Here is a 22,022-nt window from a genome sequence, read left to right as displayed (position 1 = left end):
CGGCCTGCTTGGTGAGGCCCATGAAACGGACGACCGCTTCGAGCGAAGCGCCGCTCCACACCATCGCGTTCAAGATGAACTGACCGGAGGCCGGGACGTCACCACAGCCGATCTTCCGCTGGGCCTCGTGAACGGCCTGGGTGTACGTCCCTCGCGTAGCGTAAAGCAGGGCAGGGAGCGGCACCGTCGCGTAGCGGTCTCCCTTCGGGCGTCGCGACGTCATTGGTCAATGTCATAGACTGTCAAGTATATTGACTTATTGCTGGCCCCGATCCGGGCCGTCCGACCTGCACCCAGGCTCTCCCGTCGGGCTTTATCGGGTGGTCCTCGGCATGCCTCCTCGGGCGGCGTGGTCGGGGCACCGAGGCGAGCGCCCACGGCCGCCTCGGACGTCCTTCAACACCGGAAGGGTGGGCTCAGGCGACCTTCTCGAGGAGAACCGCGAAACCTCGAACTAACGGCCCCTCCACGACGGGCTCTGGGACGAAATGGTCGCGGGCCCGCCGGGATTCGAACCCGGGTTTGAGGCTCCGGAGGCCTCCGTGATGTCCAAGCTATACTACGGGCCCACTGGGGACAACGCGCTGCCAATCATGGGCGCTTATGGTGCTTGCCGGCTCCCCCGCGGCCCTCAGCGGCGCACGATGCCTTCGGCTCGAGGCGACGACCGACCGCGGGGGCCGCCGAGGGCAAAATAGTACCGCGAGTCTGGGGGTGCATGGCCGAACCCTCCGTTCCCGAAGCCCGACGACGACAGGCGGCGCGATCCATCCTCACCAGGAACCTGAAGGTCCGCCGAGGTGAGCGCGTCCTCGTCGAGGGCTGGACCCATTCGCTTCCCTGGTCCGTGGCGCTCGTCCGAGAGGCGCGACGCCTCGGGGCGCAGACCCTGCTGGTCTACGAGGACGAGGCGGAGTACTGGGACGGCGTGGAGCACGGGCTCGTCGAGGTGCTCGGCACCGTCGGCTCCCACGAGTGGGCGGCGCTTAGCGAGACCGACGTCTACATCCACCTATGGGGACCGGGCGACCGGCAGCGGTTCGCCGAGCTGCCCCAGAAGACCCAGGATCGGCTGCTGTCGTGGAACGAGCCGTGGTACAAGGCCGCGCACAAGGCCGGGGTCCGGGGCGCACGCCTCGAGTTCGGTCGCGTGTACCCCAGCCTGGCCCGTGCCTACGGCGCCGACGAGGCGACCTGGATGGACCAGCTCATCCGGGGCAGCGTGGTCGACCCCACCCGCCTGGCCCGCATGGCGGCGCCGCTCGAGCGGGCGCTGACCCGCGGCAAGCGCCTGAGGATCCGCCACTCGAACGGGACCGACCTCACCCTCGGGCTGCGTCACCGGCCCGCGGTGGTGAACGTCGGATCGGTGCCGAAGAAGCCGGGTCCCTTCGGCATGCTCGTGACGCTGCCGAGCGGCTCGGTACGCGTCGCGCTCGACGAGCGCGTCGCCGACGGCACGGTGGTCAGCAACCGGACCAACTACTACGACGCGGGGATCGCGACCGGCGGAGTCCTGCGGTTCCGCAAGGGAAAGCTCGTCGACCACTCGTTCGAAACGGGGGCGGAACTGTTCGACGCGCCGTACCGGACGGGAGGCACGGGCCGCGACCGGCCCGGGATGTTCGGCGTCGGCCTCAACCCCGGGCTGCACAACACTCCCCAGCTCGAGGACGTGGAGCGCGGGGCACTACTCGTATCGGTCGGAGGGAATCGGTTCTCCGGTGGCCAGAACCGGTCCCCGTTCTTCGGCTTCGTGATCGTCGCCGACGCGGACGTGGAGGTCGACGGCCGCCCGCTGCGCGTGTAGTCGGTCCTGGGCGTCGACCGGGCGAGGTCAGCTACGGGAGGCCTTGCCCTTCGGGGCCGGAGGGACCGCCTTCGACTCCGAGTAGCCGCATCGTCCGCAGGAGCGGCGGTCGCCGTGCTCGGCGAGGAACGTCCCCGGCCCGCACTTCGGGCAGGTCTTGTGCGTGCGCGTCAGCGAGTCGCCCGAGACCTCGTAGAGGCCGATCCGCGCCTTGGCCATCGCTGATCACCCGGCGGCGTCCTTCGCGGGCTTCTCGCCCTTCGCCTCCGCGGGGGGAGCGGGGGCCGGAGCCGGGGCGGGCGCCTCGCCCTTGGGCGCCTCCGCGGTCGGGGCGGGACCCTTGGACACTTTCTCCTTGAGCCCGTTGCGCACCAGGATGTGGGAGCGCGTGATCGACTTCGCGGCGTCCACGCTGTCGTAGACGAGCGCGTCCCCGCGCGCGGTCGCCGTGCCGAAGCGCGCGCGCATCCGCTCGATGATGACGCGGTCCTTCGGCGCCTTGACGACCTTGGAGAGCTCGACCCGCACCGAGTCGCGGGTCGGGGTCGCCGTGGTGGCATGGGCGACCTCGAAGCGGTACTCGTGCCGCTTCAGGAGCGGGTTCGCGCGCTCCTCGAGGATCCTAATCTCCACGGGGGGTTCTCCGCAGCTCCATTTGCGCGATCAGGTGGCGAACGTGTTCCTTCGCGACCGCGTCGACGCGGACGAAGGAGACCCCCGCACCCGGGATGCCGTATATAACGGTGGCACCGGCGGGGAGCGATTCGACGAGCGCGAGCGAGCCGAGGTCCTCCTCGCCGTCGACCTCGACCAGACCGCCGCCGGCCTGGATGAGCTCCTTGACCGCCGAGCGCAGGCGCTCGGTCAGGACGCCGGGGGGGTTGCGCACGCGCACCCGCCGGCGCGCGGCGATCGGACGGAACACGGCCGGGTCGATCGGCTCGTTGCGTCGGGTCTTGTAGTCGACGATGCCGACGAGCGGCATCTTGCCGAGCTCGAGCGCCCGCTGCGTCACCCGATCGCCGCAGCTGCCGAAGACCCCGAGCGATCGGATGCGTCGGTCCGCGGCCTCACCGGAGTAGGTCGGGCCGTACTCCTCGGCGAGGGTCGGGCGCAGCGACTCCGGGACGGCCCAGGCCCGCTCGTCACTTGACGCGGAGCGCGTACCGGCCCGCAGCATGGATCCCCATCTTGCGCGCGATCTCCGACTTCTCCGGGTCGATCACGATGAGGTAGCCCTGCCACTCGCGCGAGACCTCGCCGCCGCACCGGGGACACTTCGCCTGATCGGTGATCGTGTTGCAGTTCTTGCAGGCCTTCAGGTTGATCATGACGACCCCGCGGCCGCGGACTTCGGCTCGGCCTTCGCCTCGACCTTCGCGGCGCCCTTCTTCGGCGCGGGCGCCGCCGCCTTCTTGCCCGAGCGCTCGTCGGCCTTCTTGTGCGCCTCCTGGATCCACTCGAGGCGCCCGAGCGCCGGCTGACGCATCGTGAGCCCGATGCGGCTGTCCCGCGGCGAGATCTCCGAGAGCGAGAGCGACACCACGCGCGCCCGGACCTTGTAGCCGACCCTCAGGTCCTTCTTCGTCTCGATCCCCACGAGCCGCTGGTTGTGCTCGTCGATGTTCACCCGATCGTCCATGATCTGCGAGACGTGGAGGAGGCCGTCGAGCGGTCCGAACCGGACGAACGCACCGAACTTGCGGATCTCGACCACCGAGCCCTCGACGACCTCCTGGATCTCCGGTCGAAAGACGAGCGCCTGGTACTCGACCTCCTGGTAGACGCCGCCGTCGCCGTGGATGATGTGGCCCTCGCCGACGGGCTTGACGTCCCGGATCGTCACCGCGAGGTTCTGGCCGTCGACGAGCTTGCCCTCGAACTGCTGCTGGGCGAGCTCCGTGAGCACGCTCGAGAGCTCGGGGCCGAGGCGCTCCGGAGGGATCCGGACGACGTCGCGACGAGCGTCCAGGTAGTACATGCTCCGCGCGCGAGCGGGGCCGTCTATAAGATTCTTGGGGTCGGCCGAGCGCCACCACCTCGGCCGGCGGGCGCTCCGGCATCGCCCCGGGCGTCCGCGCGTCGGTGACCGGTTTCGCCACGAACGCTGTCGAAAACGGTCGGGGACGCCGCCGGCGGGCCGTTTCTCGGAACCCAGGGGACGGGGGCTTCTAGTCCGACGGACGCCCTCGGTCGATGGGGAAAGAGGCCCGGGGGAACGAAGATGATGGGACCGGAAGCGGCGATGCTGCAGGCGAGGATGCGCTCGACCGACCGCGTGCGCGCGTACGCGGCCCTGGAACAGCTCGGCGACTTCGACCTCTACGTCGCGCCGATCCCGTCCGAGAAGGGCGCTCACGGGAGCCTGGCCAGACGGCTCGTCCGCGCGCTGCGTGGGGACCGGGCTCGCTCGGACCTGCCGGCGGGCGCCGTCTCGGCGCTCGCCATCGCGCGCGCGCAGCGCTCGGGCCCGTCCGAGCGCGAGGACGGCCGATCGCTCGCCATGCTCCCGGCAAAGGGCCTCCCGTCGCAGCGGTAGGGGCCGGGGGACTCGTCCGCCCGCGACCTCAGCTCCCGGTCGCGAGGCCCAGCGCACGGTCGGTGATGGCGATCGAGCTCGGCCCGTCCGGCGCGAGCGCGAAGATCGCCCGGATCGCGTCGACGTTCTCGGGGACCACCACCGACTCCTGGTGGATCGCCTGGAAGAAGTAGGCGTCGCGGCCGTCGAGCCGCAGGCCTTCCTCCCACAGCACGTTCTCCATCATGTCGTTGAACCCGATGCCGCGATCGCGGGCGTATTCCATGACCTGGGGGGTGCCCTCGACGCGCTCCCACGGGGCGAACAGGAGGAACCGCGGGGTCCGACGGAACGCGGCGATCACCTCCGCGGCGTCCACCGGCGGCCGACGGAGCCGGACATGGTTGACGTGCACGTGCATCAGGGTCGTCGGCACGACGACGGCGCTGGTGGCGATGACGAGGTCGGGGAAGATGGTCCGGACATCGGGCCCGTGGTGCGACGGGAGGTGCAGCGTCGGCACGATGCCGTTGAGCGGCCCGCGCTTGGACTCCGCCGGGTCGGCGGCGCGTCGGATGAGGGTGACCTCCCAGTGGTCGACGCCCCAGTTCCCGCGGAGGACGGCCGCGGCGCGAGCGATGCCGGTCGTGTTGCACGAGACGACGCGCAGGCTCGTCTTCCCTCGACAGGCGTCGAAGTTCCCCGAGGAGCTGAACGAGGCCTCGGCCACGTCCGCGGCTTCCCCGCCTTGGTACACCGCACGGACCCCCGCCGCCTCGTAGAGGGCCCGGTTCTCGCGACCGACCTTGTCCGGTGAGGCGTCGACCACGACGTCCGCCCGGGCGAGCAGGTCGCGCAGCGTGCCGGCGACCTTCAGGCCGGCGCGTTCGAAGGCGGCAGAGTCGCCGGCGCCCGCGAGGTAGAGGGCGTAGCCCTTCTCCGCGGCGCGTCGCGCCTCGAAGCTGGGACGGGTCTTGGTCACGCCGACCAGCTCCATGTCCGGTTGCCGGGCCACCGCGTCCGCGACCCGCTTGCCGATCGTGCCGTAACCGTTGATCGCGACCCGGACCCGCACCGTCGCCTCCCGACGATCGGCGCGAGCGGGGCGGGAGTTAAAGGCGTTCGGGCACCCCGCGCGGCGGTCGGATACCCTTTAGTCCCGGGTCGCGCGTCCCGCGCGCCGACCGATGGACTTCCGGCTCAGCGACGAGGAGGAGGCGTTCCAGAGCGCGGTGCGCCGCTTCGGCGACCGCGTGCTGCGGCCGCGCGAGCGCGAGATCGACGCGGGCGGGCGGATCCCCAACGACGTGCTCCAACAGATGGCGGAACTCGGGCTCCTCGCCATGCCCGTACCGGCGGACTACGGAGGCATGGGCGCGTCGGCGGTACTCACCGAGCTCGCGGCCGAGGAGATCGGGCGGGGCGACTCGTCCATGGCGACCGCGGTGTTCTTCCTCCTCGAGGCGGGCTGGGGTCACGTACTCGCCCGACACGGCTCGGAAGCGACGAAGCGCGAGGTGCTGCCGGCGGTCTGCTCCGGACGCGCGTTCCTCGGCATCGCGACGACCGAGCCGACCGGGGGCAGCGATCTCGCCCATCTCCGCACGACCGCGCGACGCGCGGGCGAAGGGTTCGTGCTCAACGGCGAGAAGGCGTTCGTCTCGGGCGTCGAGGAGGCGAAGCGGATGGGCGGGGGCCACCTGACCCTCGCGCGGGCCGACACCGGCTTCGATTTCCTCTACGTGCCGACGCGCACGGACGGCGTCTCGACCCAGCGCTTCGAGAACATGGGACGGATGGGGATCTCCACGGGGGCTCTCAGCTACCGCGACGTGGCGGTGCCCGCGCACCACCTCGTCGGGGAGGAAGGCAAGGGCTTCGAGCGCGCGATGGAGGGCTTCTCCGTCGCCCGCACGTTCGTCAGCGCCGCGTGCGTCGGCGCCGCCGAGCGCGCGCTGGAGACCGGCATGAACTATATCCGCGAGCGCCAGGTCTTCGGGCGCCCGCTCGGCAAGTTCGAGGGCATCCAGTTCGAGCTCGTGGACCTGTGGACGCAGGTCGAGGCGGTGAAGTGGCAGTGCCGCCGCGCGGCCTGGCTGCTCGATACCTACTCGCTCCGCGGCGACATGTCCCATCGCTCGGAGGTCGATCGCGCGGTCGCGAGCGTGAAGCTCACCGCGCCGCCGATCGCCTTCGAGTGCGTCAAGCGAGTGATGATGTGGTTCGGCGCCGCCGGCTACACCAAGGACGTCGGCCTCGAGCTCGGTCTACGCGGCATCATGTCCTACCTCGTCGGCGCCGAAGGCGGCCTCAACGTGATGCGTCTCATTCTCGGGCGGGAGCTCCTCGGCAAGGAGTTCGTCCCGTACAAGTGAGGGGCGATGCCCCGGACCGTTCCTTCCTCTTCGGCACCGGTCCGGGAACGGGCGTTCCACGAGCGCCTCGCCCGGCTGCTTCCCGCGGGACACCTCGGACTCCTGCCGCTCGGCGACGACGCTGCGGCGATGCGCCCGCCCCCGGGCTCGGTCACGGTGATCTCGACGGACTCGCTGGTCGAAGGCGTCCACTTCCTGCCGCGCACCGAGGCGAGCGAGCTCGGCGCGGCAGCCGCCGCGGTCAGCCTGTCGGACGTCGCCTCGAAGGGCGCCCGGCCCGCCGGCATCCTATTGGGGCTGATCCTCCCGGCCGGGACGCCGCAGCGGTGGGCCGAGGGCGTGGTCCGCGGCGCCGAGCGGCTGGGGGCAGGGTTCGGCGCTCACGTGATCGGCGGCGACACCAAGCCCGGCCCGGTCCGCGCGGTCGCGAGCACCGTGTTCGGCTGGGCGAGCGCGGGCCGCCTCGCGCCGCGTTCGGGTGCCCGTGCCGGCGATCTGGTCGTGACGACGGGCACCGTGGGCCGGGGCGGGCTCGCTGCGGCTCGCCTGCGCGCCGAGGGACCGGATTCCGCGGCGGCGGCCGCCGCCCTGGTCGCGGTCCGCCCTCGCGTGCGCGAGGGCGTCGCCCTCGCGCCGTTCGCCCACGCGATGATCGACACGTCGGACGGGCTCGCCGAGTCGGCGCGGCTCGTCGCGGCGGCGAGCGGCGTCCGCCTCTCGATCCGCGAGGCGTCGCTCCCGTTCGCCCGCGGCCTCGGGCGCGCCGCGCGCGGGACGCGAGAGCGCCGGGCCCTCGCGTTCTTCGGCGGCGACTACGAGCTGCTCGCGACCGTCCCGCCGGCCCGCCTCGCCGCGGCGGAGCGTGCCGTCCAGCGGGTCGGTGGTGCCCTGTCGCGGATCGGCCGGGTCGATCGGGGCCGGGGCGCTTGGCTCGTCACCCCGGACGGTCGGATTCCGATGCCCCCCGCGGGCTGGCAGCCGTTCGGCGGTCCGGGCCGGCACTCCGGCGCGCGCCGTCGGGTCCCCGCCGTGTCGCGCCGTGACAGGGTCCACGCTACCCTCAAGTAGGCGCTCCCGGGTCCCGCCGTGCCCCGTCGGGGGAGCCGTACCATGGCGAGTACTTCCAGCGTCAATCCGTTTGAGACAGCGAAACAGCAGGTCGACATCGTCGCGGATCTGATCGGGCTCGAGCCCGGCATCCGCGAGGGTCTCAAGCACCCCAAGCGCGAGCTGACCGTGAACTTCCCCGTCCGGATGGACGACGGCTCCTATCGGATCTACACGGGCTACCGCGTCCAGTACAACATGGCGCGCGGCCCGACGAAGGGCGGGATCCGCTACCACCCCCAGGTGACGCTCGACGAGGTCCGGGCGCTCGCCGCGTGGATGACCTGGAAGTGCGCGGTCGTCAACATCCCCTACGGCGGGGCGAAGGGCGGGGTCGTCTGCGATCCGAAGCATCTCAGCAAGACCGAGCTCGAACGCCTGACGCGTCGCTACGCGAGCGAGATCGCGCCGATCATCGGGCCCGAGATGGACATCCCGGCGCCGGACGTCTACACCGACAGCCAGACGATGGCCTGGATCATGGACACCTACTCGATGCAGAAGGGCTACAGCGTGCCCGGCGTCGTGACGGGCAAGCCGATCAGCCTCGGTGGCAGCGAGGGCCGCGGCGAGGCGACCGGACGCGGCTGCGCCTACGTCATCCGCGAGGCGGCGAAGGACGTCGGCATCAAGGTCAAGGGCGCCGCGGTCGCCGTGCAGGGATTCGGGAACGCCGGCAGCGTCGCGGCCAAGCTCCTCTACGACGACCAGGGGGCGAAGATCGTCGCGGTCTCCGACTCGCGCGGGGGCATCTACAAGGCCGACGGGCTCAACCCGCACGCGGTCGAAGCGCACAAGATGAAGACCGGCTCGGTGGTCGGGTTCCCGGGCACCAAGGCGATCTCGAACGACGAGCTCCTCGAGGCGAAGGCGGAAATCCTCGTACCGGCCGCGCTCGAGAACCAGATCTCCCGGAAGAACGCCGATAAGATCCAGGCGAAGCTCGTCGCGGAGGCCGCCAACGGGCCGACGCTCCCCGAGGCCGACGAGATCCTGTTCCAGCGCAAGGTCACCGTGCTCCCCGACGTCCTCGCCAACGCCGGCGGGGTCACCGTCAGCTACTTCGAGTGGGCGCAGGACATCCAGGGTTACTACTGGCCGCTCGAGGAGGTCAACCGGCGGCTCGAGCAGGTGATGGTGCGCTCCTACCAGGACGTCCACAAGGTCGGCATCGAGCGCAAGGTGCACAACCGAACCGCGGCCTACGTCCTCGCGATCCAGCGGGTCGTCGACGCGATCCAGATCCGCGGGATCTACCCGTAGACCCGCCGGGCTCTCCCCGAAAATGGCGGAGCTCCCGCGCTGCCGGCGGGCGACGTGGGCCGATGTCGATCGCTGGGCGGACCGCGTCGCGGAAGCGATCCGCGCGCGCGCGGCGATCCCCGAGACGATCGTCGGGCTCACCCGCGGCGGCTGGGTGCCCGCCCGCCTCCTCTGCGATCGGCTCGGCGTGACGCGGATGGTCTCCCTGCGCGCCCAGCACTGGGGCATCACCGCGACGCCGACCGGCGCGGCCGAGCTCACCGAGGGCCTCAGCGGCCCGGTCCGGGACCAGGGTGTGCTCGTCGTGGACGACATCACCGACACCGGCGAGAGCCTCCGGCTCGCCGTCGATCACGTTCGGGCGCAGGGACCGAGGACGCTCGCGAGCGCCACGTTCCTCCACATCTCGCACGCCCGGTTCGTCCCGGACTTCTACGCCGAGATGATCCCCCGGCAAGCGTGGGCCTGGATCGTCTTTCCCTGGAACTACTGGGAGGACCTCCGCACGCTGGCGGCGAAGGCCGCGGAGATCGCGCCGGGGCTCTCGGCCGTGCAGCGGACGTTGCGGGCGCGTTGCGGCCTCGCGGTGTCGCGGGCGGATCTCGCGGAAGTGGCCCGCACGGTCCCGCTCGGCACGCCGTCCGCCCGCGCCGCGGCGCCCCCCGGCCGCCGGCGTCGGTCGGCCTAGCCCGAGCCCTGGCTCCGCGGGTCGAGGACCGCGCGGGCGGCGAGGGCCTTCAAGTACTGCTGCAGCGCGCCGGCCCCGATCACGAGGCCGAAGCCGGCGAGCAGGAGCGCGAGCAGCACCGGTAGCTGGCCCGGGCCGAGCGCGCCCTGCAGATACCGGACGAGGTAGACGATCCCGTAGCTGACGAGGCCGATCCCGACGATCGAGGTCGTCGCGACCACGAACGAGCGCGGGAAGCGGCCCCGCGAGAGCGTCCGGCGGATCGCGCGGCCGGACTCCCAGACGAGCGCGCCGAGGATCCACCAGAAGACGCCGGACTGCAGGAAGAACAGGACGCGCTCGAGCGGCGAGCCCGCGCTCCCCGCGTAGCTATCGTAGCCCGAGAGGAACCCGACCCCCACGAGGGCGATCGCGAACAGGCCGAAGCCGAAGGCGACCGAACCCTGCCGGATGTCGGTCGAGGCGCCCTGGATCGACTCGATGAGCGCCTCGTCCACGTCGAACGTCCAGAAGATGAGGTAGACGCCGAGGACGATCGCGAGACCGATGACGCCCCAGAGGAGGACGCCGCTCGCGGCCGCGACGCCGAGGATCAGCAGGACGAGCGCGAGCGGCAGGACCGTCTTGGCCCGCAGCTTCGGGTCCTTGAGCGCGCGCACGACCGTGTAGTAGGTCGACTCGATGCTCGCGTTCTGGCGGACGTAGACGCGGCGGACGCCGTCGACCTTGACGCGCGAGGCCAGGATCGGGAACAGGAACTCGTCCTCCGCCCCGTCGCTCACGAGGAACGCGCTGTCGGCCCCCACGCGACCGAGCACGTCGTCGAACTGCGCGGCGACCCGGCGGTCCGAGAGCACCCCGACCTTGCCGGCGCCGGTGAGGACGCAGACCTCGCACTCCTCGCCCGCGCCGCGGAGCTCGTCGAGCAGGCTCACGGCCGCGAACAGGGCGTTGGTGTCGGAGTCCTCGGGGTCGGCCGTGCCGAGACGGACGGCCGCGTCGAGGACCGCGGCGCGACCGACGACGGGCCCGGCGACCGAGGCCTTGCGGCCGAGGTCGTCGTCACGGTCGATGCAGACGACGAGGCGCATGGCCCGCGAAGTATGCCCTCCGGAAGGCTTAATCCTCTCTCTCGAGCCCCGCCGAGCGCCCGCGACCGCCGGCGGCCGGCCCGCAGGCTAATACGCTCCGCCCCTCCCTCCGGACCGGCCGATGGTCGAGCTCCCGGACAAGACGGCGGCGTTCATCGACTGGTACCTCGCGGTCGTGGAGGCCGCGAACCTTACCGACAAGCGCTACCCCGTCAAGGGCCTCAATGTCTGGACGCCGGACGGGATGCGGGCCCGCCGGAATCTCGACGCGGTCCTGATCCGCGAGATCGAGGCGACCGGCTCGGTCGCCGTCGAGTTCCCCGCGCTCATCCCCTCGACCGAGTTCGCGAAGGAGGCCGAGCACATCAAGGGGTTCGACGCGCAGGTCTACTGGGTCACGAAGGGCGGGACGAGCCCGCTCGACATCCCGCTCGTGCTGCGCCCGACCAGCGAGACCGCGATGTACCCGGTCTTCGCCCTCTGGGTACGCTCGCACCGCGACCTGCCGCTCAACGTCTACCAGATCGTGAACACGTTCCGCTACGAGACGAAGACGACACGACCGTTCCTGCGCGTGCGGGAGATCCACTTCTTCGAGGAGCACACCTGTCAGGCGAACGAGGAGCATGCCGCCGAGCGGGTCCGGTCGAACCGGCAGGCGTTCCGGGCCATGGCGAGCGCCCTCGCGCTCCCGTACCTCGCCGTCCGCCGCCCGGATTGGGACAAGTTCCCCGGTGCGTTCTATTCGATCGCGCTCGACATCCCGGTCGGGGCGGCCCGCACGCTGCAGATCGGGAGCATCCACCACTACCGGGAGAACTTCGCCCGTCCCTACGGGATCCGCTACGAGGCCGCGGACGGCAGCCAGCGCTACGTGCATCAGACGACCTTCGGCCTCTCCGAGCGCCTGCTCGGCGCCGCGCTCGCGGTCCACGGCGACCGCAAGGGCGCGGTGTTCCCGACGGCGCTCGCCCCATACGAGGTCGTCGTCATTCCGATCCCCGGCCCCGACGCGGGGGAGGCCCCACGGCGCGTCGCGACGGAGGTCGCCGAGCGCCTGCGTCGCCACGGCCGGCGGGTCCACCTCGACGACGGCGACGAGCGCCCGGGCGCGAAGTACTACCGCTGGGAGACCGCCGGCACGCCGCTGCGCCTCGAGGTCGGTCGCCGAGAGGTGGAGAATCGCGCGCTGAGCGCGGCGGACCGGCTGGGCCACAAGGCCCCGGTCGCGCTCGATCGCCTCGAGCACGAGGTCGACGACCGGCTGCGGGAGTTCGACCGCGCGCTCATCGAGCGCGCGCAGCGCGCGTTCGCCGCGGCCTTCTCCGTCGCCCGCTCGCTGGAGGAGCTCGCGGCCTCCTCGACGGTGCGGCTGGTCGGCTGGTGCGGCCGGGAGGACTGCGGCCACCGCATCGAGACCGCGATCGACGGCGCCCTCCTCGGGACGCCGGAGGACCCGCTACCGTTCCCGGTCCCTCCGGTCACCGGCTGCATCGCGTGCGGTCGGTCGGACGGCGCGCAGTGGGCGATCGCGGCGCGTCCGCTCTAGTGGCGCGAGCCGGTCTCGGGCGGCGCGGTCACCGGCGGGTTCGGCAGGACGAGCCACATCCCCGCAAGCCCGAAGAGCAGGAGCGTGATCACCACGGCGTAGACGCCGTTGTCGATCCAGACGCCGTAGAAGGTCCCCCACCAGACGTAGAAGGCGACCGCGCAGACCACGAGACCGGCGAATCCCCAGAACGAGATCTTCCGCGGGAGCGGCAGCTCCCGGAAGCGCACCGGCTCGCTCGATGTCGCCGGGGACGTGCTCGCCTGCGCCATCGCGGCCGGTCGACCCGGGGTGCGTTAGATAACCCTTGCGGCGCCGACGCGGACGCGCGGCGGAGCCCCGCCGCCGGCGCTCCGGGCCGGGGCGTCCGGTCCGGACGGCGACCGGCGCGGCGCTCCGGGCGCACCTTTAACCCGTGGCCGGGACTAGAACGGGCTCGATGCCCGAGCCCGGCGTCGTCGAGCCGGCCGACGAGATGCCGGGGCTCGAGCGACTCTCGGGCGAGCAGCTCCGGATCCTCGCCTACGCCAGCGCGATCGGCTCGGAGTTCGACTTCCCGCTCCTCGTCGGAGCGATGGGGGTCGAGGAGGAGGCGCTCGCCGAAGCGCTCGAGGAGCTCGTCCACCGGGGGATCCTCCAGGAGCGGGCGGGTGGCGACCGCTTCGGCTTCGCCGAGGAGGCGTTCCGCGCCCGGATCTACCGGTCCTTGACGGAGAGCCGCCTGCGGGTCCTCCACCGCAAGATCGCGGAGGCGATGGAGAAGGTCTATCCGGACCCGCCGCTCGCGGTGGTCGCCGAGCTGGGCCGGCACTTCTTCCTCGGGAAGGTGCCCGAGAAGTCCCGCGCCTACAACCGCCGGGCCTCGGACGACGCCCGATCGTCCGAGGACCCCGAGGCGGCCGCGCTCTACCTCGAACGCGTCCTGGTCGATCTCGAGTCGATGCCGGGCGACCGTCGGCGCGATCTCGCCGAGATCGACTCGGCGCTCGGGGAGCTCTATTACTCCTTCGGCCGGTTCGCGGAGGCCGACCGCCACTACTCGCGCGCGCTCGAGCGCCTAGGCGCGGACGAGCCGCGGATCCGGGCCTCGCTGCTGCTCGCGCGCGGCGAGATCGCGCGCGAGAACCTCGACCTCGACGGCGCGAAGCGCGCCGCCCTCGAGGCCCAGCGGCTGTTCGACGCGAGCGGCGACGCGCTCGGCCGGGCCCAGACCTACCGCCTCATCGCGCGCATCTCCTTCCAGCGCGGGGCTTACCGCGAGGCCCTCGACGAGGGCATGCGCGCGCTGGACGCTCTCGGCGACACGCACGACGATCGCCTCCTCGGCCGGCTCGCGATCGACATCGGCAACTCCTTCGCGCTCCTCGGCCCCGAGGTTCGGGCGGAGGCCGTCAGCTGGTACGAGCGGGCGATCCAGCGCCTCACCTCCGTCGGGGACTGGGTCGAGCTGTCCCGGGCCTACCACAACCTCGGCGTCCTCACCGGAGAGGCGCACCCGCAGGACGGGCTCGACTACCTCGCCCGCGCGCGGGACCTCGGGGAGCGGGCCCACGACGGGCGCGCGACGGGCCGAGCGCTCCTCTCCGGGGTCGAGCTGCGGCTCGCCCTCGGCCAGCTGGAGGAGGCGAGCCGCGACAACGAGCAGGCCGGCCGGACCCTCGAGCGGCTCACGGACGGCCTCGGGCTGGAGCAGGTCGAGGTCAATCGCGGCCTGATCGCCGAGAAACAGGGCCAGTGGGACGACGCCGAGCGCGCCTACCTCCAGGCCCTCGACATGTGCCGACGCTACCGGCTGCCGGCCGACGAGTCAGAGGTCCAGCTCTTCCTCGCCCGCCTGCGCCTCAAGACCCGGAACCTCGATGGCGCGCGCACCGCCCTGCGGGCGGCGGCGAACTTGAAGGTCCGCGAGATGCGCCCGCAGCTCGCCGCCACGTACGACGATCTTGCGGCCCAGCTCGAGCGCCTCGCGCCCGCGCGCCGGGACGAACCGACGCCGGGGTCGGACGAGTAGCGGCGGGATTGGGTTATCTACCCGGTCCACCGTCTTTTCCCCCCGATGCCGGGCGCCGGGAGCCTGCGCGCAGGCGCGGTGCCTCCCATCTTCGGCCGGTCCGACGTGCTCGCCGAGATCGACCGGACGCTCGAGCGGGCCCGCTCCGGCGCCGGCGACGCGCTGCTCATCTCGGGGGACGACGGCGCGGGGAAGAGCCTCTTCGTCCGGGCGAGCGTCGCGCGCGCCCGCGAGCACGGGTTCCGCTCGTTGACCGGCCGCGCGCTCCCCGAGGAGATCCCGCAGCCGTTCTCGCTCGTGCGCGACCTGGTGCGCCCGCTCGCCCCGAGCGCGGAGCACAGCGCGGGCGCCGCGGACCCGGTCCTCCCGATCTTCCTGGTGCCGTACGGCACGAACGGCGCCAGCGCGCCGTATGGATCGGTCGAGGCCGGGGAGCCCGCGACCGAGGCCGAGGGGCTCGATGCGGTCCTCGCTCCCCTCGACAGCCCGGGCGAGTGGCTCGGGACCAGCCGGAACGAACTGTTCGCGCGCATCACCCAGTACCTCACCGATCTCGCGCGGGACGAACCCCTGCTGCTCGCCATCGACGACCTGCACTTCGCCGACCCATCCTCGCTCGAGTTCCTCGCGCGCTTCGTCGCGACGATCTCCGACCGGCGCATCGCCCTGGTGGCGACCGTCGCGGCCGGCAGCCGCATCCCGAGCCAGGTGCGCGAGGCGCTCGAGTCGCTCACCCGCTCCAGCGTCGTGCGGACCGTGCCGCTCGGTCGGCTCTCCACCGCCGACGTCGCCGAGTTCGCGCGCTGGGTCCGGCGCGGGCTCGCGCCCGACCCGGCGGACGTGCTGCGCTGGCACGCCCAGACGGAGGGGAACCCCCTGTTCGTCGAGCAGCTCGTGCGCTCCTCCTCGGGCCTCGGCGCGCGCGCGCCCGCGACGCCGACCGACGGCTCGGCGGACCTCAATCAGCTCCTGCTCGCCCGGGCGCGGCGCCTGAGCGAGGTGGAGCGGCGGACGCTCACCTACGCGAGCCTGCTCGGCCGCGAGTTCGCGATCGGGACCCTGCAGGCGATCGGCGAGATGGACGAGGAGCGGCTGACCGAGGTCGTCGACCGGCTCGTGCAGGACGGCGAGCTGCGCGAGCGCGACGCCGAGACCCTCGAGTTCACGACCGAAGGCCTGCGGGCGGGCGTCTACGCCGAGCTGACCCAGACGCGACGGCGGATCCTGCACCGGCGCGTGGCGCGCGCGCTCGAGGAACGACACCTGGCGACCGACTTCGAGCTCGCCCGGCAGTTCTACCTCGGCCGGGACGACGCGAAGGCCGCCGAGTACAACGCCCGCGCGGCCGTGAGCGCGATGCGGGCCTTCGCCTTCGAGAGCGCGGTGCCGTACCTGGAGCGGGCGCTCGAGGCGGAGCGCCGGCGGCCCGACCGCGCCCTTGCGCGCGAGGTCCATCTGCTCACCGAGCTCGGGCGCGCCTTCGACGAGCTCGGCGATCTGCGCCGGTCGGAAACGGCGCTCAGCGAGGCCGTGGCGCTCGCGCGGCGCTCGCCCGAGCTGGACGCGGAGCTCGGGCGGGTCCTGCTGGCGCTCGCCCAGACGCGTCAGGACCAGAGCGAGTTCGCGAGCGCCGAGGCGCTGGCACGCGAGGCGTACGGCCGGCTCGAGGCCCGCGGCTCGCCCCGCGAGCTGATGACCGCGCACCGGGTCTTGGGCATCGTCAACTGGCGGCTCGGTCAGATCGCCCCGGCCGAGGAGCACCTTCGGCTCGCGCTCGAACTCGCCGAGCGCGAAGGAACGTCGATCGAGCAGGGCCACGCCCTGATCGACGTGGCAAACGCGCTGCTGCTCGGGGAGACCGAGCGCTTCGGCGAGGCGCTCACGATGTACGAACGGGCCGCGGAGCTCTTCGGGAGCGGCCAGGACCTGAGCGCGCGGGCGCGCGTGCTGATGAACCGTGCCGTCCTCCTCTACTCGACCGGCCGTTCGGAGGAAGCGCTCGAGGGCCTCGACCGCGCGATCGAGGCCGCCGAGCGCTCCAAGTCGCCGATCTGGATCGGCTACTGCTACCTCAACCTCGCCCAGATGCGCGCGGAGCTCGGCCAGCCGGACCGGGCCCGCCCGGCCCTCGAGCGCGCGGAGAGCCTGCTGCTGCCGCTCGGCGACCGCCTTGCTCCCGAGCAGATCGCGCTCGTCCACGGCCTGCTCGCGGAGGCGGAGCGGGACTGGGACCGCGCGCAGCGCTACTTCGAGGACGCGCTCCGCCAGGCGCGCGAGCTCGGCGCAGAGCCGGACGTCGGCGAGATGCTGTTCCGCCTCGCGCACCTCGACCACGCCCGCGGCGACGACGCGAGCGCCCGGGCCCATCTCGCCGCCGCCCGCGCGAGCGGCGTCGACCGCCAGCGCAGCGACCTCGCCGGACGGGTCGCCCGGCTCGACGTGGAGCTCTCGCGCTCGCCCGACCCGTCCGCTTAAGGCGGTCCCGCCGCTCGGCGCGATCGTGGCGCGCCCCGAGTCGCCCGCCCGGAGCGGGCCGGACGGCTCGCCGCACCCCGACCCCGTCGACCCCAGTTTCGAGCGGGACGTGCGCCGCATGTTCACCCACATCGCCGCCGGCTACCAGTGGTTCGATCACGTCGCGTCGCTCGGCGGGGATCTGCTCTGGCGCCCCCGCGCGCTGTGGGACCTCGACCGATTCCGCGCCCCGGGCCGGATGGAGCGCATCCTCGACCTCGGCTGCGGCACCGGCGAGCTGACCCGGCTCGCGGCCCGCCACTTCCCCGGGGCGAGCGTGGTCGGGGTCGACTTCACGGCCGCGATGCTCCGCGTCGCCGTCCGCCTCACACCGCGCGCGCATCGGACCCGCGCCGTCGCCTACGGCCGCGGCACCGCGCAGCGTCTGCCCTTCGGCGACGCGTCGTTCGACCTCGTGACGAACGCCTTCCTCGTGCGCAACCTGGTCGATCTACCGGCGGCGTTCGGGGAGATGCGCCGGGTGCTGCGGCCGGGCGGGGTCCTGCTCTCGCTGGAGATCACCGAGCCCCCCTCGCCGATGTTCGGCTCGATCTTCCACGCCTACTTCGACCATGTCGTGCCCTGGCTCGGGGCCGCGGTCGACAGCGCGGGCCCGTACCGCTACCTGCCCGAGTCGCTCCGCCGGTTGCCGCCGCGCGTCGAACTCGTCGCCGCGCTCGGGCGGGCGGGGTTCTCCCGGGTCGCGGCCCGGGAGCAGTCGATGGGGATCGTCACCGCGTTCCTCGCGGAGGCGGGCCGCGCCGCACCCTCCGAAAGCCATTAACCCACCCGCGCCCCCGGGGGTGCGAGGGATCCCCTACGCCGTTCGACGCGTTCCGGTACGCCGATGCGCACCGCCGTGAGATCGCCTGGATGAGCCAGAACACCAACCATCTCGTCCCGCCCGACATCGTGCGGGGGGCGCTCGAAGAGGCGATCCGCGAGCGCCGCTACGAGGGCTACCCCTACGGGCCCGGCGACCCCGAGCTGCTCGAGCTCGCGGCCGCCGATCTCGGCCTCGCCGGCCTGAGCCCGTTCCTGACCGCGGGCGGCACCGAGTCGCTCTACATGACCGCCCGCGCGCTCCTCGCCCCCGGGGACGAGGTCATCGCCTCGGACCCGAGCTACCTCATCATCCACAAGTTCATCGAGCTCTCCGGCGCGCGGACCCGCAACCTGGACATCTACGCTCCCCCGTTCCGACTCAACGCCGAACGGGTCGCCGAGGCGATCGGGCCCCGGACCCGGATGATCCTATTGATCGATCCGCTGAATCCCCTCGGCTCGGGCTACCCGCGCGAGGAGGTGCGCGCGATCGCCGAGATCGCCCACGACCGCCACCTCTTCCTCCTGAACGACGTGACCTACCGCGACTTCGCCGAGGGACCGACGCTCGCCGCCCAGTTCGCGCCGGAGGAGACGATCACCGTCTGGTCCGTCTCGAAGAACTGCGGGCTCGCCGGCCTTCGGATCGGAGGGTTCCTCGCGCGCGCCGAGCTCGTCCGGACGATCGCGCGGTTCAACACGAACGACCTCGGCGTGAACATCCTCGCCCAGGTCGCCGCGCTCGCCGGGCTCCGCACGAAGTCGCACTGGATCGGCGAGGTCCGGCGCCAGACGCGCGAGAACGGGGCTCGCGTTCGGGCCTGCGTCGAGGCCGTGCCCGGCATGCGGGTCCTCGTCTACCCCTCGCAGGCGAACATGATGGTCGCCGACGTCTCGGCACGCGGGCTCGCCCCGAAGGCGATCCAGCGCGAGCTGCTCGAGCGTCACGGCGTCTTCGTCCGGGCGGGCGACTACCTGTCGCCGGCGCACGGAGCGAAGTTCGTCCGGATCTCCTTCTCGAACCCGACGAGCGACATCGACCGCTTCGTCCGCGCGTTCCCGGCCGTGGTCGACGCGCTCGCGCCCCGCCTCCCGACCCCGACGCATTAGGCCGGCGCGAGCCGCGCGTCGACCACCACGTGGGTGCGCCCCGGACCGTAGGGCTTCACCGCGCGCGCGACGGGCCGGCGCGGGAGCGCGGCCCCGAGGTCGGCGGTCGCGGCCGCCACCCGAGCGATCGCCGAGTCGATCGCGCCGCGCGCGTCGACGACGGTGTGCACGTGCACCCATCCCCCGGCCGGACGCAGGAGCTGGATCGCGCGGTCGAGCCACGGGGTCGCGTCGGGCAGGTAGCCCAGGAACACCCGGTCGGCCGCGGCGGCGGGCAGCGCGGCCCGTCGGTTGTCGCCGAGGACGCACGCGACGCGCTCGGCGACCCCGTTGCGCGCCACGTTCTCCGTCAGGTAGCGGAAGGCGACCGGGTTCTTCTCGACGGCCAGGACCCGTGCGCTCGGGACCGCCCGGGCGATCGGGATCGAGAAGTACCCGATGCCCGCGAACAGGTCGACGACGTGCTCGCCCGGCCCAACGAGCTCCGCCGCGCGCCGCCGCTCGAACCGGTTGCCGGCCGCGAACATCAGGCGCGCCGCATCGAAGCGCCAGCGCGCCCCGTGCTCCCGGACCTCCGTCTCGGTCGAGCCGCCCGCGATCCGCTCGACCGCCGGTTCGCGTAGCTCCCCCGAGACCGGCCCGACCTGGCTGAGGACCGCTTCGACGCCCAGCTCGGCCTGCCAGGCGCGCCCGATCGCGGCGAAGTGCGGTCGCAGGGTCCCGGGAAGGCGGAGGAGCAGCACGCGTCCCAGCCGCTGGTAGCCCCGGGGAACGGCGGCGGCGACCGCCTCTCCCTCGCTCGCCCGCAGCCGCTCGCGGACCCGCTCGATCGGGGGCCGCCGCGGGCCGCCGCGCGCGTCGGCCGCCAACGGCTCGGTCCTAGGGCGCGGCGCGCGCGGGAGCCGCCTCGAGGATGACCTCGAGGAACTGCTTGAGGTGCGCCGTGAGGATCGGATTGTCGGTGAACCCGCAGGCCTCGAGCCCGGGCGCGGCGAGGAGCGCGTGGGCGCCGTCGGCGAGGACCTCGGTGGCCAGCAGGTTCTCCCGGGCGACGTACTCGACGCCCTCGGGCACTCGCTGGAGCGGCGACGTGACGAACGTCACGCGGACCCCGCGCTTGACCGCGTGCTGGAGCTTCTTGCCGAGCTCGTCGCGGACCTCGGCGACCTGCGGCGTCGTGAGGATGAACGTCTGGTTCGACTGGTCGAGGAGCTCGCCGATCTTCGAAAGGACCTTGTCGTGGCCGCTCAGGAGGTAGACGAGCTGGGGCTCGCCGTGCTCGGCAACGACGCGGTGGAGGTGGGCGAGCTTCTCGAACACCTCCTGGATGGCGCCCTTGAGCTGGTCGGCCACGTCGAGCGGCGGTGCCGGCCGGAAGAGGATCGGTTTGCCGCCGGTCGGCTGGGCGTAGCCCTTCGCCGCGAGCGACTCGAGGACCTTGTAGGCGCTCGTCCGCGGGATTCCGGCAGCCGTGGCGAGGCTCGCGGCGTCCCCCACGCCCCGCGCGACCAGCGCGATGTAGGCGCGGGCCTCGTACTGGGTGAGCCCGACCTTGCCGAGGACGTCGGCGGCGCGCCGGAACTCCTCCGATGACTGGTTGCCGAGGGCGACCGCCGCCTCCTCGAACGTCGCCATGGTGCGGCGGGGTCGACGGTGCGCGATGGTCTTAACGATGCGCCCGGGGGCCGGGGCTCACGGTACCGGTTGCGTCAGCTTGAGGAGCGCCGCCGGGCCGAGGAGCGCCTCCGCCTCGTCCGCGGACAGGAGCTGCCGCTCCACCAGGAGCTCGCGGACCGGTCGCCCCGTCCGCTCGGCCTCGTGCAGGAGCTCGGCGACCTTGAGGTAGCCGAGGCGGGGCGTCAGGACGGTCGCGAGCGCGCTCGAGCGCATCAGGTAGCTCTCGAGGCGGGTGGGGTTCGCGGTGATGCCGTCCACGCAGCCACGGGCGAACACCGGCAGGTACCGTGCGAGGATCTCCGCGGCGAACAGCACCTCGAAGGCGGCGAGCGGCATCATGACGTTGATCTCGAGCTGGCCGGCCTGCACCGCGAGCGCGGTGGCGGCGTCCGCCCCGACCACGTGGAAGGCGACCATCGTCAGGCATTCGGCCGCCGTCGGGTTCACCTTCGCGGGCATGATCGAGGAGCCGGGCTGGATCTCCGGCAGCCGTATCTCGTCGAGTCCGGTCTCGGGCCCGCTCGAGAGCAGTCGCAGGTCGGCGGCGATCCGCGCGAGCTCGAGCGAGAGCGCCCGTAGCCAGCCGCTCGCCGCCCCCAGCGGCCAGCGGCTCTGCATGGTGGCGAACGGGTCGCGGGCGACGGTCAGCGCCAGTCCCGTCAGCCGCGCGTAGTCGGCGACCGCCATCCCCCGGAACCCCGGCAGGCTGTTGACACCGGTGCCGACGGCGCTCCCGCCGAGTGGGATCTCCCCGAGGCCCCGCTCGATCGGCTCGAGCGTGGCGAGCACGGCATCGAGGGCTGAGGCGTAGGCGCGGAACTCCGCGCCGAGCGTGACCGGCATCGCGTCCTTGAGATGGGTGCGACCGGCCTTGGGCAGGCCGCCGAACTCCTCGCCCTTGCGACGGAAGCTCTCGATCAGCGTGGTCAGCGACACGCGGACCTCCCGCAGCGCGAACAGCGCCGCGACCTGCGCGGCCGAGGGGAACGTGTCGTTCGTCGACTGGCCGCGGTTCACGTGGTCGTTCGGGCTCAGCTCGTCGTACTGGCCGCGCGGCCGACCGAGGATCTCGAGCGCGCGGTTCGTGAGCACCTCGTTGACGTTCATGTGGAACGACGTCCCCGCGCCCGATTGGAAGACGTCGACCGGGAACTCGCGGTCGAACCGGCCGGCGGCCATCTCCTCCGCGGCCTGCTCGAGCGCGCGCCCCCGCCGCTCGTCGAGCCCGCCGAGCGATACGTTGGCCCGCACCGCCGCGAGCTTGAGGAGCGCGTAGGCGCGGATCAGCCGCGGGGACTCGACGAGCCCGCTGATCGGGAAGTTCTCGCGCGCCCGGAGGGTCTGGATCCCCCAGTAGACGTCGCCCGGCACCTCGCGCGCGCCGAGCGAGTCCCTCTCGATCCGTGGTGCGGCCACGCGGCGGGAAGCCAAATTCGCGACAAAACCCTTTACTCCGGTCCGCTCCTAGCGTCCCCCTCGCCGGC

22 protein-coding genes, 1 tRNA gene and 1 pseudogene are annotated in these 22,022 nt (G+C 72.5%); 11 read left to right on the top strand and 13 right to left on the bottom strand.

Annotation, left to right across the window (positions count from 1 at the left end):
* Both VEL82_04660 and VEL82_04655 read right to left on the bottom strand, forming a co-directional pair.
* Positions 1 to 223: hypothetical protein (locus tag VEL82_04660; GenBank protein ID HXW67149.1), on the bottom strand; the 223-nt coding region annotated here is incomplete at its 3' end.
* Positions 224 to 477: 254 nt separating this feature from the next.
* Positions 478 to 569, bottom strand: a tRNA-Arg gene (locus tag VEL82_04655).
* A 149-nt stretch (positions 570 to 718) separates the two neighbouring features.
* On the opposite strand from VEL82_04655, the gene VEL82_04650 reads away from it, so the two are divergent.
* On the top strand, positions 719 to 1,810 hold the full coding sequence (locus tag VEL82_04650) for an aminopeptidase (protein ID HXW67148.1): 1,092 nt from the start codon (positions 719 to 721) through the stop codon (positions 1,808 to 1,810).
* Between the two features lie 27 nt (positions 1,811 to 1,837).
* Here the strand turns inward: VEL82_04650 and VEL82_04645 are convergent, their stop codons facing one another.
* From VEL82_04645 to VEL82_04625, 5 genes are read right to left on the bottom strand one after another with little or no spacing between them, the layout of a single operon-like run.
* Positions 1,838 to 2,029 (bottom strand): 30S ribosomal protein S27ae, encoded by a 192-nt coding sequence (locus VEL82_04645; GenBank protein ID HXW67147.1) that lies wholly within the window; start codon positions 2,027 to 2,029, stop codon positions 1,838 to 1,840.
* A gap of 6 nt (positions 2,030 to 2,035) precedes the next feature.
* The gene (rps24e, locus tag VEL82_04640) at positions 2,036 to 2,443 is read right to left on the bottom strand and encodes a 30S ribosomal protein S24e (protein ID HXW67146.1); all 408 of its coding nucleotides are present in this window, start codon (positions 2,441 to 2,443) and stop codon (positions 2,036 to 2,038) included.
* A complete protein-coding gene (locus tag VEL82_04635; protein ID HXW67145.1) occupies positions 2,433 to 2,990 on the bottom strand; it encodes a DUF359 domain-containing protein in 558 nt (185 codons plus the stop codon). Before VEL82_04635 ends, rps24e begins: the two co-directional genes overlap by 11 nt.
* A complete protein-coding gene (gene spt4 / locus VEL82_04630; protein ID HXW67144.1) occupies positions 2,956 to 3,141 on the bottom strand; it encodes a transcription elongation factor subunit Spt4 in 186 nt (61 codons plus the stop codon). The genes VEL82_04635 and spt4 overlap by 35 nt, the downstream gene beginning before the upstream one ends.
* Positions 3,138 to 3,791, bottom strand: a complete 654-nt coding sequence (locus tag VEL82_04625; GenBank protein ID HXW67143.1) for a DNA-directed RNA polymerase — start codon at positions 3,789 to 3,791, stop codon at positions 3,138 to 3,140. Before VEL82_04625 ends, spt4 begins: the two co-directional genes overlap by 4 nt.
* Before the next feature lie 243 nt (positions 3,792 to 4,034).
* On the opposite strand from VEL82_04625, the gene VEL82_04620 reads away from it, so the two are divergent.
* A complete protein-coding gene (locus VEL82_04620) occupies positions 4,035 to 4,349 on the top strand; it encodes a hypothetical protein (GenBank protein HXW67142.1) in 315 nt (104 codons plus the stop codon).
* 28 nt (positions 4,350 to 4,377) lie between these two features.
* Here VEL82_04620 and VEL82_04615 read toward each other — a convergent pair whose 3' ends face one another.
* On the bottom strand, positions 4,378 to 5,403 hold the full coding sequence (locus tag VEL82_04615) for a type II glyceraldehyde-3-phosphate dehydrogenase (GenBank protein ID HXW67141.1): 1,026 nt from the start codon (positions 5,401 to 5,403) through the stop codon (positions 4,378 to 4,380).
* 112 nt (positions 5,404 to 5,515) lie between these two features.
* Here VEL82_04615 and VEL82_04610 point away from each other — a divergent pair, with 112 nt between their 5' ends.
* From VEL82_04610 to VEL82_04595, 4 genes are read left to right on the top strand one after another with little or no spacing between them, the layout of a single operon-like run.
* Entirely contained in the window at positions 5,516 to 6,703 is a 1,188-nt protein-coding gene (locus VEL82_04610) for an acyl-CoA dehydrogenase family protein (GenBank protein ID HXW67140.1), read from the top strand.
* A 6-nt stretch (positions 6,704 to 6,709) separates the two neighbouring features.
* Complete coding sequence (thiL, locus tag VEL82_04605; protein HXW67139.1) at positions 6,710 to 7,771, top strand: thiamine-phosphate kinase; 1,062 nt, start codon at positions 6,710 to 6,712, stop codon at positions 7,769 to 7,771.
* Positions 7,772 to 7,813: 42 nt separating this feature from the next.
* Positions 7,814 to 9,073 carry a Glu/Leu/Phe/Val dehydrogenase gene (locus VEL82_04600; GenBank protein HXW67138.1) on the top strand — a complete coding sequence of 420 codons (1,260 nt, stop codon included), beginning with the start codon at positions 7,814 to 7,816 and terminating at the stop codon, positions 9,071 to 9,073.
* Positions 9,074 to 9,095: 22 nt separating this feature from the next.
* Positions 9,096 to 9,761 carry a phosphoribosyltransferase gene (locus VEL82_04595; protein HXW67137.1) on the top strand — a complete coding sequence of 222 codons (666 nt, stop codon included), beginning with the start codon at positions 9,096 to 9,098 and terminating at the stop codon, positions 9,759 to 9,761.
* Here the strand turns inward: VEL82_04595 and VEL82_04590 are convergent.
* On the bottom strand, positions 9,758 to 10,852 hold the full coding sequence (locus VEL82_04590; GenBank protein HXW67136.1) for a DUF373 family protein: 1,095 nt from the start codon (positions 10,850 to 10,852) through the stop codon (positions 9,758 to 9,760). The two genes, VEL82_04595 and VEL82_04590, sit on opposite strands and share 4 nt — an antisense overlap.
* 121 nt (positions 10,853 to 10,973) lie before the next feature.
* On the opposite strand from VEL82_04590, the gene VEL82_04585 reads away from it, so the two are divergent.
* Entirely contained in the window at positions 10,974 to 12,401 is a 1,428-nt protein-coding gene (locus tag VEL82_04585) for an aminoacyl--tRNA ligase-related protein (protein HXW67135.1), read from the top strand.
* Here the strand turns inward: VEL82_04585 and VEL82_04580 are convergent.
* Positions 12,398 to 12,673 (bottom strand): hypothetical protein, encoded by a 276-nt coding sequence (locus VEL82_04580; protein ID HXW67134.1) that lies wholly within the window; start codon positions 12,671 to 12,673, stop codon positions 12,398 to 12,400. The two genes, VEL82_04585 and VEL82_04580, sit on opposite strands and share 4 nt — an antisense overlap.
* A 167-nt stretch (positions 12,674 to 12,840) precedes the next feature.
* On the opposite strand from VEL82_04580, the gene VEL82_04575 reads away from it, so the two are divergent.
* The 4 genes and pseudogenes from VEL82_04575 (at position 12,841) to VEL82_04560 (ending at position 18,861) form a co-directional block, all read left to right on the top strand.
* Positions 12,841 to 14,412, top strand: coding sequence for a hypothetical protein (locus VEL82_04575; protein HXW67133.1), 1,572 nt, complete (start codon positions 12,841 to 12,843; stop codon positions 14,410 to 14,412).
* Between the two features lie 45 nt (positions 14,413 to 14,457).
* Positions 14,458 to 16,887, top strand: a complete 2,430-nt coding sequence (locus tag VEL82_04570) for a tetratricopeptide repeat protein (protein ID HXW67132.1) — start codon at positions 14,458 to 14,460, stop codon at positions 16,885 to 16,887.
* A 25-nt stretch (positions 16,888 to 16,912) separates the two neighbouring features.
* Complete coding sequence (locus VEL82_04565) at positions 16,913 to 17,710, top strand: ubiquinone/menaquinone biosynthesis methyltransferase (GenBank protein ID HXW67131.1); 798 nt, start codon at positions 16,913 to 16,915, stop codon at positions 17,708 to 17,710.
* Positions 17,711 to 17,787: 77 nt separating this feature from the next.
* Positions 17,788 to 18,861, top strand: a pseudogene (locus VEL82_04560) (pyridoxal phosphate-dependent aminotransferase).
* Here the strand turns inward: VEL82_04560 and VEL82_04555 are convergent.
* Genes VEL82_04555 through VEL82_04545 form a run of 3 tightly spaced genes read right to left on the bottom strand, consistent with a single transcriptional unit; the run spans position 18,858 to position 21,954 of the window.
* On the bottom strand, positions 18,858 to 19,730 hold the full coding sequence (locus tag VEL82_04555; GenBank protein ID HXW67130.1) for a methyltransferase domain-containing protein: 873 nt from the start codon (positions 19,728 to 19,730) through the stop codon (positions 18,858 to 18,860). The pseudogene VEL82_04560 and the gene VEL82_04555 sit on opposite strands and share 4 nt — an antisense overlap.
* 10 nt (positions 19,731 to 19,740) lie before the next feature.
* Entirely contained in the window at positions 19,741 to 20,496 is a 756-nt protein-coding gene (locus VEL82_04550) for a helix-turn-helix domain-containing protein (GenBank protein HXW67129.1), read from the bottom strand.
* 57 nt (positions 20,497 to 20,553) lie between these two features.
* Entirely contained in the window at positions 20,554 to 21,954 is a 1,401-nt protein-coding gene (locus VEL82_04545) for an aspartate ammonia-lyase (GenBank protein HXW67128.1), read from the bottom strand.
* Between the last annotated feature and the right edge of the window lie 68 nt (positions 21,955 to 22,022).

It is taken from the genome of Thermoplasmata archaeon, from assembly GCA_035622275.1.
Lineage (GTDB): Archaea > Thermoplasmatota > Thermoplasmata > Lutacidiplasmatales > UBA184 > Lutacidiplasma.
The sequence above is the reverse complement of the archived record's forward strand: the minus strand, read 5'-3'. Positions and strand labels throughout refer to the sequence as shown.

Excerpts from the sequence above, each read along its gene's own strand:
- VEL82_04650 (HXW67148.1), top strand. The coding sequence starts at position 719 with ATGGCCGAACCCTCCGTTCCCGAAGCCCGACGACGACAGGCGGCGCGA.
- VEL82_04645 (HXW67147.1), bottom strand. The coding sequence starts at position 2,029 with ATGGCCAAGGCGCGGATCGGCCTCTACGAGGTCTCGGGCGACTCGCTG.
- VEL82_04635 (HXW67145.1), bottom strand. The coding sequence starts at position 2,990 with ATGCTGCGGGCCGGTACGCGCTCCGCGTCAAGTGACGAGCGGGCCTGG.
- spt4 (HXW67144.1), bottom strand. The coding sequence starts at position 3,141 with ATGATCAACCTGAAGGCCTGCAAGAACTGCAACACGATCACCGATCAG.
- VEL82_04625 (HXW67143.1), bottom strand. The coding sequence starts at position 3,791 with ATGTACTACCTGGACGCTCGTCGCGACGTCGTCCGGATCCCTCCGGAG.
- VEL82_04620 (HXW67142.1), top strand. The coding sequence starts at position 4,035 with ATGATGGGACCGGAAGCGGCGATGCTGCAGGCGAGGATGCGCTCGACC.
- VEL82_04610 (HXW67140.1), top strand. The coding sequence starts at position 5,516 with ATGGACTTCCGGCTCAGCGACGAGGAGGAGGCGTTCCAGAGCGCGGTG.
- thiL (HXW67139.1), top strand. The coding sequence starts at position 6,710 with ATGCCCCGGACCGTTCCTTCCTCTTCGGCACCGGTCCGGGAACGGGCG.
- VEL82_04600 (HXW67138.1), top strand. The coding sequence starts at position 7,814 with ATGGCGAGTACTTCCAGCGTCAATCCGTTTGAGACAGCGAAACAGCAG.
- VEL82_04595 (HXW67137.1), top strand. The coding sequence starts at position 9,096 with ATGGCGGAGCTCCCGCGCTGCCGGCGGGCGACGTGGGCCGATGTCGAT.
- VEL82_04590 (HXW67136.1), bottom strand. The coding sequence starts at position 10,852 with ATGCGCCTCGTCGTCTGCATCGACCGTGACGACGACCTCGGCCGCAAG.
- VEL82_04585 (HXW67135.1), top strand. The coding sequence starts at position 10,974 with ATGGTCGAGCTCCCGGACAAGACGGCGGCGTTCATCGACTGGTACCTC.
- VEL82_04580 (HXW67134.1), bottom strand. The coding sequence starts at position 12,673 with ATGGCGCAGGCGAGCACGTCCCCGGCGACATCGAGCGAGCCGGTGCGC.
- VEL82_04575 (HXW67133.1), top strand. The coding sequence starts at position 12,841 with ATGCCCGAGCCCGGCGTCGTCGAGCCGGCCGACGAGATGCCGGGGCTC.
- VEL82_04570 (HXW67132.1), top strand. The coding sequence starts at position 14,458 with ATGCCGGGCGCCGGGAGCCTGCGCGCAGGCGCGGTGCCTCCCATCTTC.
- VEL82_04550 (HXW67129.1), bottom strand. The coding sequence starts at position 20,496 with ATGGCGACGTTCGAGGAGGCGGCGGTCGCCCTCGGCAACCAGTCATCG.